Origin of the sequence: Hyphomicrobium album, from assembly GCF_009708035.1 — a bacterium.
In the GTDB taxonomy this organism is placed as follows: Bacteria; Pseudomonadota; Alphaproteobacteria; order Rhizobiales; family Hyphomicrobiaceae; genus Hyphomicrobium_A; species Hyphomicrobium_A album.
In genome coordinates, this window is the sequence record NZ_WMBQ01000001.1 from 1,837,294 (window position 1) to 1,850,732 (window position 13,439).

A 13,439-nucleotide genomic window follows, 5' to 3' on the forward strand; every position below is an offset into this window, starting at 1 on the left:
AGTTGGTGTGAGGGAGCCAACTGCGTTCCAACACAGGTTTCTTGCGTGAATGGAACATGCAGATGTCCCAGTGGATGGACGAAATGCAGCGATACGAGCTGCTGTCCGCCACACCTTCCGGTGTGTGGGGGTTTCACTAATACGACGCCTTGGGGCGCGCGTTACACCTGTTGTGAGGCGGGAACGGTCGGGGCGATAGGTCACTATACTGGGGCTTGGAAGTGCTGCCCCATTCGCGATGCGGTTCAGTTTACCGATCACATCAGATGCTATTAGCTCGCGGGTATTGGGCGCGCGCCGGGCGTCGGGTTGCGGAGCAAGCTCGACATGTCGGTGCCGCCGGTGATCGTGAAGCCGTAGGCGGAATAGGCTAGGCTGGCGGAATAGATTCTGTTGGAGGCTCCCGCATGAGCAATCCTTCCGCGCCGACCTGCCGGCTCGTCCGCCCCGACGACACCTACGACGGCAAGCAGGGACTCACCTATTTCTGCGGCATCGCCGCCGAGACTGTCGGCTCGCAGGGCATCTGCATGCATCTGCTGACCATCCCGCCGGGCGGCAGGGCCAAAGCGCACATGCATGCAAGCCACGAAACGGCGATCTACGTTCTCGATGGCGAGGCCGTCGCGCTCTACGGCGACAAGCTGCAGCATCAGGCGGTCACCAAGGCGGGTGACCTGTTCTACATCCCCGCGGGCGTCCCGCATCTGCCGATCAACATCAGCGACAAGCCGATATCGGCCGTCATCGCCCGCACCGATCCGAACGAGCAGGAGAGCGTCGTGCTGCTGCCCGAGCTCGAGGCGTACGCCGACGCAGCGATTGCCCGGTTGATGTCGAAGACCGCCTCGACATGACGCCACAGGGACGGGGCTGGGGCGTAAACCCTAGATTCGCCCGTGTCTTAAGCTCGCTCACGTCATAAATGCGCCACGCCGCGGGCGGAGGTAGGCCCCTCAAGAGCGATTTCATATTGGCGGGGCACTCATGCGCTCTTTTGCGATCAACCGCATCACGGCTGCGGCGCTCGTCGCCGCGACGACGCTTCTTTGCACAACGGTTGCGGCCGGCGAACTGCTGGTATTGCCGTACGCCTGCCGCGTCGTCGGCGGCGAGCCCGTGCTCACGCCAGCGCCCGATCAGGGCTACCGCGTCATCGGCCGGCGCGAGGAGCGCGACTTCACCGAGTGCTCCCCGGCCAATCCGGACATGTGCCGGCGGTGGAAGCTCTACCGTTTCGATGTCGACTGTGGGGGCCAACGCCTGCCGTGGGTATCCCTGTCTGCCGCCGCCGACACGCACAACGGGGGGCGCAGCTGGGTCGAGGACGGGCGCATGCACTTGGAGATGCCGCCCAGCTGGAGCCTGCGGCCCGACGACCCGTGCGCCAGGGAAGCGCGCTATGGCTGGCGCGCTGGCCGCCACGGCAGGTACTGTGCAGAACGGCGCAACATGGAACGGGCGAATGTCGAGATGCCGGCGGGCTTTGCGCCGATGCTCGAACTGGATGCCATCTTTGTTGCGGACAAGGGGCCCGCACCGGCACCCCAGACGGCAGCTGCTCCCGTGGTTGCCGAGCGCCCTGTCCCCAAGCCCATCCGTGCCGAGGCACCAGCGCCGGCACGCGAGCCCGAGAAGCCGGTGAAGGCACCCGCCGCACCGCCGGTCGCCAAGAGTGCGCCCGTTCCCGCACCATCCGAACTTGCAAAGCCCGACGGCACGCCGCCGACTGCGACGGATCCTGCAACGGAGACCGCGACTGGCACGCCGCTCACTCCGACCATCATCAATCAGCCGGGCTTGCCGAGCGCCAAGGCGGCGCCGGAGCAGGTGGCTATAGCGCCTCCAGAGACGACTGCCGCTCTGGCGGAGGCCAAAGTTCCACCTGCTGTTGTCGCCGAAAGCGATACCCGCCAAGAGCCACACGCCGACCCCGCGCCGCCCGTGGAGGAAAGCAAAAGCAAACCGATCGCGGTCACCCTCGTCGACGACCTCACGAAATCGGTAAGCCCGGCACTGTTGGGCGTAGGCGGCGTGACGATGCTCGGCTTGCTCGCATTGCTGTTCGCCTATCGGCGCCACCAAACCGAACCGGCCTTCACGCTCGCGCGCGATATCGCCGCGGTTTCATTCGATGGACGGGCGGGCGGCAAGGAATTGGTGCGAGCGGGCCGCTCGCTCGCTACGAGCGCGCCTGAAGGTGCGACACCGCAATCCCCCGCGCCACAGCGCGGCGGGGCGCCGGCAAATTGGGGCGACGCCATACCGCAAACGCGCGAGGAAGCGCTGCAAGTCCTGGGCATGGGCGTCGCGCCAGAGGTCAGCGAGATCGCCGTCAAGAAGATCGTCGACGGTCTGCGCCTCAGCTGGCATCCCGACTATGCGACGAGCCCGGAGGATCGAGAGCTGCGTGAGTTGCGGATGAAGCAGATCAACGCGGCGTGGGACGTCATCGGCGGCAAACGCGCGCCCTGAGGCCGCCGCGCCGACGTCGCTCCTGACCCGAAGTGGACTTAATCGCGGTCAACACCAATAAGACTTTTGGCGCGCACGGCCGCCGGGCCTCCGAGCGGGCCTAGCTCGCTGCGTCGTCGTCGGTCGTTCGCATTGCTCTGTCTTGTTCGCGCACGGCCCAATAAACGCCGCCGAGAGCGAGTGTGGCCGCCGACAAGGCCAGGAGGACCAGCGCGTCGGTCTCCCCTATCTCAATGACGATGAACTTGCGCAGCACGGCGAGTAGGGCGATCAGCACGACCGCGCGAACCTGGACGATGCTGCGGCCACGGTCCAGGAGCCCCACGATCGTGTGGTTAAACTCAAGCGAGATGAGCACGATCATGATCATCCCGAAAACGGTCTGGAATACCTCTGGCCGGGCTGGATCAAGCAAGCCGAGACGCAGCAACGCGAACACGGTTTGCAGCACGTTGATGAGAGCCGCGACGATAACGACGGAGATGAGGAAGCCCAGCAGCAGAACAACGACCTGCTCGAAGCGCTGATAGAGGTTGAGCCCAGCCCAGTTGGCCCGCGTTTCGCCAAATATCATCATTGCGGATTCCTCGTTCGACACTCTCACGCCGGCAATTGGCCGGCCTGCTGAAATAATCTCACGGTGGCGTGAACCCGGGACAACGGCTCATCATTATCTCTAATTGCCTACGTTGACCAAGTGAACTCTTCGCTGCTTTGCATAGGACAGCTTGATTGCGAAAGGCATAGGGAGAACCCTTCAGCCGAGGTCAAAATGTAATGAATCAGAAAATCGACAAGAGCGAATGGCGCGCGGCCCTGGACACGCTATCCAAGAGCCTGAGCGGCAAACAGGCCGAGATCGAGATCGCAGCCCTTAGCCTCGGTGACCAGATCGCCGCGGAATGGGTGCCCATCATAGGCATCGCGTACGATCATAAAGACGACATCGTCGAAGTAGCCCTAGAGGGGCTCGACCACATCATCTCTCATCCCCGTGAACTACACTTTCAGCAGCAGGGCGGGCTTGTGTCGGCTCTCGAGATCGTCGATGCGGACGGGGTTCGAAACATTGTGAAATTTAGAGAGCCGCTGATGCTGCCGGCTCCGTAGAAAAAGATTCAAGCAAAACCGCCGGCCAGTCGCCGACCGGGGACCTGTCATGATCGCGCATGACCTCAACACCATCGCATTTCCAAAGCTGACGGACGAACAGATGGCGGGCCTCGACCGTTGCAGCGCGGCGATGCTCAAGCGCTTTCGGGACGGACAGCGCCTGTTTCAGGCGGGTGACCGCGACTTCGGGTTTTTCATCGTCAAGTCGGGCAAGGTCCAGATCGTAGATGAATCTGGGGATGTGCCCAAGACCGTCACGATTCATGGCCCGGGAAACTTCACGGGCGACGTTGCACATCTGACCGGCGAAGCGGCCCTGGTGAGTGCCGTGGCGCGAGGGGACTGCGAGGTCTACGAGATTGCGCCGGGCGGGGTGCGCGAGATCATCAACCTGCACCCGGCGCTCGGCGACACGATACTGCAGGCGTTCATCGCGCGGCGGCAGCTCCTGCGAGAGTCTGGGGAATTCGCCGGCATTCGCGTCATAGGCTCGCGCTACTCGAGCGACACCTCGCGCGTACGCGACTTCCTAGCCAAGAACCGGCTTCCCTTTACGTGGCTCGATCTCGAAGCCAACCCCGACGTCACACGGATCCTGAAGCAGTTTGGAGTGAGCGAGGCCGACACGCCCGTAGTGACGTGGGGGCGCAAGCTGATCTTGCGCAACCCCTCGGACAGAGAGCTCGCCGAGGCGCTCGGCATCCGCCGCGCGCTCGAACACACGACATATGATCTGATCGTGGTGGGCGCCGGGCCGGCCGGGCTCGGCGCGGCCGTTTATGCCGCCTCGGAAGGATTGACCACCGTGGTGCTCGAGAGTGCAGGCCCAGGCGGCCAAGCCGGCCGCAGCATGCGCATCGAGAACTATCTCGGCTTCCCGACAGGCATTGCCGGTAGCGAACTGGCCGAGCGCGCGACGGTGCAGGCGAACAAGTTCGGGGCACACATCGCGGTTCCTTCACCGGTTATCCGCCTCACGTTAGAGGGCCAGTACCCGACGCTGCACATCGACGGAGGCGAGAAGCTGACCGCCAAGTGTGTGCTGATCGCCAGCGGCGCCGACTATCGCCGGCTTCCGGCGGAAGGCTGTGAACGCTACGAGGGCTGCGGTGTCTACTACGCGGCCACGCTCAACGAGGCGCCGTTGTGCCGAAAGGCGGAAGCCGTGGTCATCGGCGGCGGCAACTCCGCTGGACAGGCGGCGGTCTTCCTCTCCACTATTGCCCGTAAGGTCTATCTCATCATTCGTGCCAATGATCTTTATGCCAACATGTCAGCCTACCTCGCACGGCGCATCCAGCAGACGCCAAACATCGAGGTGCTGTTGAACACCACCGTGCGCGCCATGCGGGGTGACAACCACTTGCGCGAGATCGAGATCGTGAACAACGAAACCGGCGAGGCGCAAACGCTGACGACGGCCGCGGTTTTCAGCTTCATTGGGGCCGAGCCCCGCACCAACTGGTTGCCGCCGGAGATCGAGAAGGACGCCAAAGAGTTCGTCCGCACAGGAGCGGAACTCGTGCGCTCTCCCCATTGGACCGCCAAGCGCGAGCCATTCCTGTTGGAAACGAGCCGCGCCGGCGTGTTCGCAGCTGGAGACGTGCGAGCAGACTCGATCAAGCGCGTCGCCTCAGCAGTGGGCGAAGGCGCCATGGCGGTGAAGTTCGTGCACGAGTACCTGAAGGCCATGTGACCAACAGGGTGGAGCGGACTTTTCGAGCTCCGCAACAGGACTGCTCCTCCCGCGATGGAAGCTCCAATAAGCCGTGCCTGCCGCTGATGTCCGCTATTGGCCCATAGCGGACATCACAGCGTCGGGATGATCGAGAGACTTATCCCCCGCGCTCGTCTCCTTGAGTAAAATCCCCCCATCCCGCCCCGCGCAAGGGGTCGGTCTCGAGGCGTTCCTGTATCGAGGGCGGGCTGCAGTGTCGGGTACACGCGCGCTCACGCGGCGCCCGACTACCTGAGGCTCGCCGCGCCCACCGGGTGAAAGTCCCGGAGGGGGAAACCCCTGAAATGCCGCGGGTATGCCCCAAATCCTGCGCGGGGCGGCGAGGTGCCGCTCAAAAAAACAAGTCAAGCTCGCGGCGTTTCCCCGCCCCGCGCCCCTTGCTCTTTCTCAACCCGGCGGACCGCCGCGCGGGCGCGCGCGTTCGCGCATATCGCGGCTCCTAAACGAGCCCCTTGCGCTGCTGGATCATCATGTACGTGTCGTACGTGTGCTCGGCGAGCTGGAACCAGAGATAGTCCTCGCCGCGGATCGCCAGCGTGGCGTCGTAGACCTTCTTGAAGTCGGCGTTCTTGGCGCAGATCTCGGCGAACACCTCGTTCGACGCCTTGAAGCAAGCGTCGAGCACCGCTTCCGAGAATGGACGCGGCTCGGCGCCGCCGATGGCCAGACGGCGCAGCGCCGCCGGGTTCTGCAGGTCGTAGCGCGTCATCATGCTCATGTTGGCGATGGACGACGCGGCGCGGATCATCGCCTGATAGTTTTTGGGCAGCTCGTTCCACTTATCGAGGTTGATGAAGAAGTGGAGCATTGCCTGCCCCTCCCACCAGCCCGGGTAGTAGTAGTACTTGGCGACCTTGGAGAAGCCGAGCTTCTCATCGTCGTAGGGGCCGACCCACTCGGCCGCGTCGATCGTGCCCTTCTCGAGCGAAGGATAGATGTCGCCGCCGGCGATCTGCTGCGGCACGCCGCCGAGGCGCGCGATAACCGCGCCGGCGAGACCGCCGATGCGCATCTTCAGCCCGCGCCAATCCTCCGGCTTGTTGATCTCGCGCCGGTACCAGCCGCCCATCTGCGTGCCGGTGTTGCCGCCGGGGAAGGCAACGATCTTGTAGCGTGCATAGAACTCGTTCATGAGGTCGATGCCGCCGCCCTGGTACATCCACGCGTTCTGCATGCGGTAGTTGAGGCCGAAGGGTACCGCGGTCGGGATGGCAAACGTCGGGTCTTTGCCCCAGTAATAATAGGACGCGGTGTGCGCGATCTCGACGCTGCCGTTGGTCACCGCATCGGCAGCCGACAGACCGGGCACGAGCTCGGTGGGCGCGAATACGCGCACGCGGAAATTACCGTCCGACATTTCCATGAGCGCCTTGGCGAACGTCTCGCTGGCGCCGAAGATCGTGTCGAGCGACTTCGGGAAGCTCGACACGACGCGCCAGTCGATCGTCGGCTTCGTCTGCGCGATCGCGGGCGCCGCGATGCCGGCTCCCGCGGTTCCCGCCGCAGCGGCCGCGAGGAATTTGCGCCGGCTTACCTGCTTCTTCACGGACGCCTCTCTTCTGTCTTCCTGCCTGGCGCCCTTATATCCCTGCCCGCGCCGCGCCCACAACGATTGCCGTACCCCAGGCTTGCCCCGGGTCGCGCACGCGCCTAAATCGCTTCCATGCGCACCAGCGAAATAGATGCCGAGGTGACAGGCGTGCTCCTGGCGGGCGGCCGTTCCTCACGCATGGGCGGGCGCGAAAAGGCACTGCTCGACATCGGCGGCAAGCCGATGCTCCTGCATGTTCTCGAACGCTTGCGTCCTCAGGTCGGCCGTATCGTCATCAACGCCAACGGCGACCCAGCGCGCTTTTCCGGCTGTTGCCTGCCGGTCGTATCCGACAGCATCGAGGGCTATGCAGGGCCGCTTGCCGGACTTCACGCCGGCATGGCCTGGGCGTTGAGTGAAACGCCGGAGGCCCGCTATATCGCCAGCGTGCCTGTCGATTGCCCCTTCCTGCCGCTCGACCTCGTCGCACGCCTCAAGGCGGCGCTGCTCTCCAAGCATGCTTCGTGCGCAATCGCAGCATCACATGGCGAGCGTCACCCAGTCGCCGGGCTGTGGCGCACCGACCTTATAGGCGCGGTCGCCGAATCGCTGCAGCAGAACGTGCGCGCGTTACACCGCTTCACCGACGCGCAGGGGTGCGCGGTCGCCGACTTCGCGCCCGTGGTCATCGGCGGCTCGAGCATCGATCCGTTTTTCAACGTCAATGCCCCGGCCGACCTCGAGAAGGCGCGCTCGCTCTTTGCAAGCGAGACGGCTCGTGGCTAGACCACCCATTTTCGTCGGCATCGTCGGGTGGAAGAACTCTGGCAAGACGACGCTCGTGGAGCGGCTCATTCCCTTGCTGGCGGCGCGCGGGCTTAGGGTAATGACCGTGAAGCATACCCACCATGACCTGCGGCCGTCCGACGGCAACACCGATGGTGAGCGGCACGCGCGCGCCGGCGCCATCAAGACGATCGTGATCGCCCCGCAGGTGTGGGAAATCGACGGCAAGAGGCAGTTCGGACCGCCGCCCGAACTCGCGGAAATCGCGCCGCACGTGGCCGAGGCCGACATCGTCCTCATCGAGGGGTTCAAGCGGGCGCCAATACCGAAGATCGAGGTACGGCGCACCGCGTCGCCCACCAACGAGCCGCTGGCCCCCAGCGACAGCCGCATTGTCGCCGTGGCGGCCGATCACCAAGCGGACGCCGCCGGGCTGCCTCTATTCGATCTCGACGACGCCGAGGGCATCGCGGCCTTCATCGCAGGCCTAGCCAGGTGAGCCACGCGGGCGGCGACTGGCCACGCACGCGCCAGCGGCGACGCACGTAACCCATGCCGACAATGATCAAGACGAGCCCGACCGCGAGCCAGAGGGCCCAATGCTCGACCAGCGAGCGGCTCACTTCTGGTTCCAGCCCGTCGTGGGGAGTGGGCACCAGCCGTCCGGCGCGGTCCGCCGTCGTTGCGCCGCCCGCCACGCCGGCACGAGCGGCGAGCCACTCCAAGAGCGCCACGAGCGTGCGCATACTGTTTGTCCCGTGCAGCCGCCGGCCGGTGAGCGGCACCCTGCGGCCGGAACGGCGCCACCGGCCTTCCCCTTGGGCGCCGAATGCGACAAAACCCTTGATCACCCCGCCGCGGTCGCTAGCTTACCGGCAGCCGGGACACCATCTATGGCACGTATGCCACGGCAATCCACATCGCTTCGGGAGCGCATCGCAACACGTGGGTGACCAACTCAATTCGCCGCTTCTGCCAGCGCTCGTCGACCGTTTCGGCCGCTCGATCACCTACCTCAGGGTGTCGGTGACGGACCGCTGCGACTTCCGGTGTGTCTATTGCATGTCGGAGCATATGAGCTTCCTCCCGCGCCGGGAGCTGCTCACGCTCGAGGAGCTCGACCGCATCTGCACGGCCTTCGTCGCGCGCGGCGTCCGCAAGCTGCGCATTACCGGCGGCGAGCCGCTCGTCCGCAAGAACATCATGTGGCTGTTCGAGGCACTGGCCCGTCATCTCCAATCCGGGCAGCTGGACGAACTCACCCTCACCACCAACGGCAGCCAGCTGAAGCGCTTCGCCAAGGAACTCAAGGCCGCCAGCGTCGAGCGCATCAACGTCTCCCTCGATACGCTGCAGCCCGACCGCTTCCGTGCCATCACCCGCTGGGGCGACATTGGCACCGTGATGGAGGGGCTCGACGCTGCCGACGCCGCGGGCCTCAAGGTCAAGATCAATGCGGTGGCGCTCAAGGGCACCAATGAGGACGAGATCGGCGATCTCATCACCTTCGCCCACGGCCGCGGCTACGACCTGACGCTCATCGAGACCATGCCGCTCGGCGAGATCGACGGCGCCCGCCACGATCAGTACCTGCCGCTGTCGATCGTGCGCGCGCGGCTTCTCGACCGTTGGACGCTGGAGGACATCCCGCACCAAACTGGCGGACCGGCGCGCTATGTCCGCGTGCGCGAGACGGGGGGACGCCTCGGCTTCATTACGCCGATGACGCATAACTTCTGCGAGAGCTGCAATCGCGTGCGGCTCACCTGCACCGGCACGCTCTACATGTGCCTCGGCCAGGAGGACGCCGTAGACCTGCGCGAGCCACTGCGCGCCGGTTCCTCAGACGCAGCCCTGCACGCCGCCATCGACGAGGCAATGCTTCTGAAGCCCAAGGGGCACGACTTCGTCATCGACCGGCGCGCCGGCCGTCCCGCCGTTGCACGCCATATGAGTGTCACAGGCGGATAGTCTGGTAAGCTCCTATTCCCGTGGGGACGGGAGGGGAGCATGTCCAAGTACGGCATGGGGTTGATCCGCTCGGCGCGGCTGACGCGGCGGCAGCTCATTCTGTTCGCTCTGATATCAGCGGTTCTCAATGGCGTGGTCACTGCCTGCGTCGGCGCCTGGCTGGCGCAGACCTACTCAACGCAGCAGACGCGCAGAAAATCCGTCGAGACGCTGGCCAACCTCATCTACGACAGGCGCACGCGCGCCGGCATGGTGGTCTCCTCCATGCGCCGCAATGCTCCGCCCGACGAGATCCAGTTCCGCAAGCGGGCCTACGACGAGGCCTACGTCGACTGGAACAAGAACATCCTTTTGAACCTGTTCGTCATCCGCGAGGTCGGTGGCGACCTGAAGTTCACGGTGCTGGAGAAATCCTTCGAGGACGACCTCGTCGCCACCATGGCCGACATCGACCGCTGCCTGACCAAGGCCTACGACAAGAAGCTCGCCGGCGAGGACGCCGTGCCGATCCTCGACGGCTGCCGCATGGCACAGATGCACCAGTTCGTGCTCGACTGCGGCGCCACCTTCACCGACGAGCTTTACAAGCTCACACGCCTGTCGTTCTCGCCTTTCTCCAATGCGAAGACGGAGCGTAAGCGGCTGGCAGACATTAACATCAAGGCCAACTGCACGCGGCCGCCTGAACCGCCCGCCTCACCGACCCCGTCTGCTCCCGTCACCGGAGCCGTGGCGACGCCGGCAACGGCCACGCCGGCGCAGCAGCAGCCGCCTGCGAAGCCACCGTGAGCTAGCCGAGCAGTTTACGCACGCTGGAGCGAACTTCCTCGAGCGTGAACGGCTTCGACAGGACTGCCACTTGCCCGCTCTTGAGCCCCCGAGCGCGATCGAGCTGCTCGGCAAAGCCCGACATCAGCAGAACGCGAATATTCGGCTGCTTCAGCACTCGCTGCGCCAGCGCCACGCCGTCGAGCAACGGCATCTCCACGTCGCTGACGAGCACGTCGAACTTCTGCGCGCCGGCACCTTCGACGCAATCCAGCGCCTCGCTGCCGTCCTGGGTGACATGCACGCTGTGTCCGTCCGCCTCGAGGGCACGCCTTACGAGCTCGCGGGTCGCCGCATCGTCGTCCGCTAGTAGTATTCGCGCCATCGCGCGCCCCCTTCCTTCTCACCTATTGCCGCACGACACGGCCGACGAACGGCAACTCGCGGTAGCGATGCGCAACGTCCATGCCGTAGCCGACGACGAACTCATTGGGACATTCGAACGCGCAATAGTCGGGCTCCAGATTGACCGCACGCGGCAGTTGCTTGTCGAGCAGCACACAGGTGCGGATCGACGCGGCACCGCGCGCGGTCAGTAGATCCTTGGCGAACGCTAGGGTGCGACCGGAATCGAGCACGTCGTCGACGATCAGAACATGGCGTCCGCGCACGTCGAGGTCCATGTCGCGCAGGATCGATACCTGACCTGACGAAATGCGTGCTTTCCTGTAGCTCGAGAGGGTCATGAAATCGACCTCAGGCGCGAGTCCGACCGCGTGCAGCGCGCGGATCAGGTCGGCGGCGAAAACGAAGCTGCCCTTCAGCACCGCAACCACCAGCAGGTTCTCTAGCCGCTCACCCGCGATCTCCTGCGCCAGCTCCTTGAGGCGCGCAGCGATCGCCTCGGGGGTGAAGATGACCTCGAGCTCGGGTGACGTAGTCGCTTCGTTCATGACCGCTGTTCCAAATCGCAATCTGCCCGATGAGGGGAGGATAGCAGCACATTGCATCCCCCCCGCAATACCGCCATAACGTGCTTACCCTGTATCTGCGGCCCTCTGCACACGAACCCGCCACATTCGTACCGGATTGATCGCCGGTTCCCGCGTAGTTCGAAGAACTTGGGAGCCTGGCGCACATGCTGCAAACCGCTGGCTGAGGACACGTGATTCGTCTGTCAAACATCGGGCTCGCCTACGAGCAGGGGCCAGACATTCTATCGGATGTGAATTTCCATCTGCGCCCGGGGTCTTTCCACTTCCTGACCGGCCCGTCGGGCGCGGGTAAAACGTCGCTGCTGCGCCTGTTGTTCATGTCGCGCCACCCCACACGTGGGCAGATCCAGCTGTTTAACCAAGACGTGAGCCGCATCTCCACCTCCAAGCGCGCCCAGCTGCGTCGGCGTATCGGCATCGTCTTCCAGGACTTCCGCCTGCTCGACCACCTCACCACCTGGGAAAACGTCGCGCTTCCGCTCCGCGTCGTCGGCAAGCGGCTCGCCGACTACCGCGAGGATGTCACCGATTTATTGCAGTGGGTCGGCCTCGGCGACCGCATGCACGCTTACCCGTCGATCCTGTCCGGCGGTGAGAAGCAGCGCGCCGCTATCGCGCGCGCCGTCATCGGCAAGCCGGAGCTGCTCCTGGCCGACGAGCCGACCGGCAACGTCGACCCGCAAATGGCGCGCCGTCTGCTGCGCCTGTTCATCGAGCTCAATCGATTGGGCACCTCGGTGCTCATCGCTACCCACGATCATCAACTGATGCGGCAGTTCAAGGCGCCGCGGCTGGAGCTGCACGACGGTCATGTCCGGATCGTATGACAGGCCGACCGGCCGCAGGGAGCAGGGAGGCGCGCCGACGGCGACCGACTTCGATCTCTACGACACGGTGCTGACGGGCCCCGCCACGGGGCAGCGCTATACCTATGAGCCGACGACGGGCTCGCTGGACGATACACCGGCACGCAAAGTAGCGCCTGCGCGCGGGCGCAAGGCGAAAGCCGAGCCGACGAGCACTCCGGTGGTGCCGCCGGATTCGGTCACCGGGCGTTCACTCACCCTCGTGATCTCGATCATGTGCTTCCTCGCCTGCCTGACGGCCGGCGCCGTCTACATGATCAATCAATCCGCCAACGCTTGGCTGAAGGATATCGCCAGCGAGGTGACGGCGCAGATCGAGCCGCGCGACGGCATGGACGTCGACAAGACGGTGCGCGACGCCGAGGCGTTCCTGCGCAACCAGAAGGGCATCGCCCGCGCCAATGCCTTGAGCCTCGAGGCATCTTCGAAGTTGCTCGAGCCGTGGCTCGGCAATTCGGACGTGCTCGCGGCATTGCCCGTGCCGCGCCTGCTCGCCATCGAGATCGACCGCGACAACCCGCCCAATATCGAGCAGCTGCGCGCCGACCTGACCAAGCAGTTCCCCTCCGCTTCCCTCGACGATCACCGACGCTGGCAGCAGCAGATCCGTACGGTTACACGCTCGTTCGCGCTTGGCGGGTTGGCCATTCTCCTGCTCGTCGGCGCCGCAACCATTGCCATCATCGTCTCCGCCACCCGCTCGGCGCTGGCCTCCAACCGCGAAATCGTCGAGGTTCTGCATTTCGTGGGGGCGACGGACCGCTATATTGCCCGCGAGTTCGAGCGCCATTTCCTCCGTCTCGGCATTCGCGCCGGGATCGTCGGGGCGCTGTCCGCCATGGCGGTGTTCTTCGGTATGCCGATGATCATGGAGATGCTCGGCGGCGGGCAGACCACGCAGGCCGAAATGCACCGGCTGATCGGCACCGGCGGCCTCGACCCCGCCGGCTATGCGATGCTCGGCGGCGTGGTTATCGCAATCTCCGCGTTGTGTATGCTGACATCCCGGTTCGGGGTCTTCCGTATCCTCAATTCCAAGGCCTAGCACGCAGGTGCAGCAAAACAACCGGGCAAAACGGTATTCGCTCGGCTGCATAATGAGACCTGTCGAAATAGGGATCAAATCGGGTAGTCTGCGCCGACGCTCAATGGCGCGGGCGACTAAGGACGGACAACGTAGGCGGCGCTTGCGATGA

Annotated in this window: 15 protein-coding genes; 10 read left to right on the forward strand and 5 right to left on the reverse strand. The window is 64.7% G+C overall.

Annotated elements, in window-relative coordinates; translation table 11 throughout:
• Positions 1–407: 407 nt before the first annotated feature.
• Together GIW81_RS08790 and GIW81_RS08795 are read left to right on the forward strand one after the other, a co-directional pair.
• Positions 408–857, forward strand: coding sequence for a cupin domain-containing protein (locus GIW81_RS08790; protein ID WP_154738857.1), 450 nt, complete (start codon positions 408–410; stop codon positions 855–857).
• Between the two features lie 130 nt (positions 858–987).
• Positions 988–2,475, forward strand: a complete 1,488-nt coding sequence (locus tag GIW81_RS08795) for a J domain-containing protein (protein WP_154738858.1) — start codon at positions 988–990, stop codon at positions 2,473–2,475.
• A 100-nt stretch (positions 2,476–2,575) separates the two neighbouring features.
• Here GIW81_RS08795 and GIW81_RS08800 read toward each other — a convergent pair whose 3' ends face one another.
• A complete protein-coding gene (locus tag GIW81_RS08800) occupies positions 2,576–3,052 on the reverse strand; it encodes a phosphate-starvation-inducible PsiE family protein (protein ID WP_154738859.1) in 477 nt (158 codons plus the stop codon).
• Between the two features lie 200 nt (positions 3,053–3,252).
• Between GIW81_RS08800 and GIW81_RS08805 the strand changes: the two genes are divergently transcribed.
• Positions 3,253–3,585, forward strand: coding sequence for a DUF5335 domain-containing protein (locus tag GIW81_RS08805; RefSeq protein ID WP_154738860.1), 333 nt, complete (start codon positions 3,253–3,255; stop codon positions 3,583–3,585).
• A gap of 49 nt (positions 3,586–3,634) precedes the next feature.
• Positions 3,635–5,284 (forward strand): FAD-dependent oxidoreductase, encoded by a 1,650-nt coding sequence (locus tag GIW81_RS08810; protein ID WP_154738861.1) that lies wholly within the window; start codon positions 3,635–3,637, stop codon positions 5,282–5,284.
• Positions 5,285–5,765: 481 nt separating this feature from the next.
• Here GIW81_RS08810 and GIW81_RS08815 read toward each other — a convergent pair whose 3' ends face one another.
• Positions 5,766–6,872 (reverse strand): TRAP transporter substrate-binding protein, encoded by a 1,107-nt coding sequence (locus tag GIW81_RS08815; RefSeq protein ID WP_324614939.1) that lies wholly within the window; start codon positions 6,870–6,872, stop codon positions 5,766–5,768.
• 117 nt (positions 6,873–6,989) lie between these two features.
• Here GIW81_RS08815 and mobA point away from each other — a divergent pair, with 117 nt between their 5' ends.
• The gene (gene mobA / locus GIW81_RS08820) at positions 6,990–7,643 is read left to right on the forward strand and encodes a molybdenum cofactor guanylyltransferase MobA (protein WP_154738863.1); all 654 of its coding nucleotides are present in this window, start codon (positions 6,990–6,992) and stop codon (positions 7,641–7,643) included.
• Positions 7,636–8,142: a molybdopterin-guanine dinucleotide biosynthesis protein B gene (gene mobB / locus GIW81_RS08825; RefSeq protein WP_324614940.1), complete on the forward strand. Its 507-nt coding sequence runs from the start codon at positions 7,636–7,638 to the stop codon at positions 8,140–8,142. Before mobA ends, mobB begins: the two co-directional genes overlap by 8 nt.
• Here mobB and GIW81_RS19055 read toward each other — a convergent pair.
• Positions 8,120–8,494, reverse strand: a complete 375-nt coding sequence (locus GIW81_RS19055; RefSeq protein WP_229309122.1) for a hypothetical protein — start codon at positions 8,492–8,494, stop codon at positions 8,120–8,122. The two genes, mobB and GIW81_RS19055, sit on opposite strands and share 23 nt — an antisense overlap.
• Positions 8,495–8,588: 94 nt before the next feature.
• Between GIW81_RS19055 and moaA the strand changes: the two genes are divergently transcribed.
• Positions 8,589–9,614 carry a GTP 3',8-cyclase MoaA gene (gene moaA, locus GIW81_RS08830; protein ID WP_324614941.1) on the forward strand — a complete coding sequence of 342 codons (1,026 nt, stop codon included), beginning with the start codon at positions 8,589–8,591 and terminating at the stop codon, positions 9,612–9,614.
• 39 nt (positions 9,615–9,653) lie between these two features.
• Positions 9,654–10,403 carry a hypothetical protein gene (locus GIW81_RS08835; RefSeq protein ID WP_154738865.1) on the forward strand — a complete coding sequence of 250 codons (750 nt, stop codon included), beginning with the start codon at positions 9,654–9,656 and terminating at the stop codon, positions 10,401–10,403.
• A 1-nt stretch (position 10,404) separates the two neighbouring features.
• Here GIW81_RS08835 and GIW81_RS08840 read toward each other — a convergent pair whose 3' ends face one another.
• Together GIW81_RS08840 and hpt are read right to left on the reverse strand one after the other, a co-directional pair.
• Positions 10,405–10,767: a response regulator gene (locus GIW81_RS08840; RefSeq protein WP_154738866.1), complete on the reverse strand. Its 363-nt coding sequence runs from the start codon at positions 10,765–10,767 to the stop codon at positions 10,405–10,407.
• A 22-nt stretch (positions 10,768–10,789) separates the two neighbouring features.
• The gene (hpt, locus tag GIW81_RS08845) at positions 10,790–11,335 is read right to left on the reverse strand and encodes a hypoxanthine phosphoribosyltransferase (RefSeq protein ID WP_154738867.1); all 546 of its coding nucleotides are present in this window, start codon (positions 11,333–11,335) and stop codon (positions 10,790–10,792) included.
• A 212-nt stretch (positions 11,336–11,547) separates the two neighbouring features.
• Between hpt and ftsE the strand changes: the two genes are divergently transcribed.
• Positions 11,548–12,204: a cell division ATP-binding protein FtsE gene (gene ftsE / locus GIW81_RS08850; protein ID WP_324614942.1), complete on the forward strand. Its 657-nt coding sequence runs from the start codon at positions 11,548–11,550 to the stop codon at positions 12,202–12,204.
• On the forward strand, positions 12,188–13,288 hold the full coding sequence (locus tag GIW81_RS08855) for a cell division protein FtsX (protein WP_154738868.1): 1,101 nt from the start codon (positions 12,188–12,190) through the stop codon (positions 13,286–13,288). The genes ftsE and GIW81_RS08855 overlap by 17 nt, the downstream gene beginning before the upstream one ends.
• The last annotated feature ends 151 nt before the right edge of the window (positions 13,289–13,439 follow it).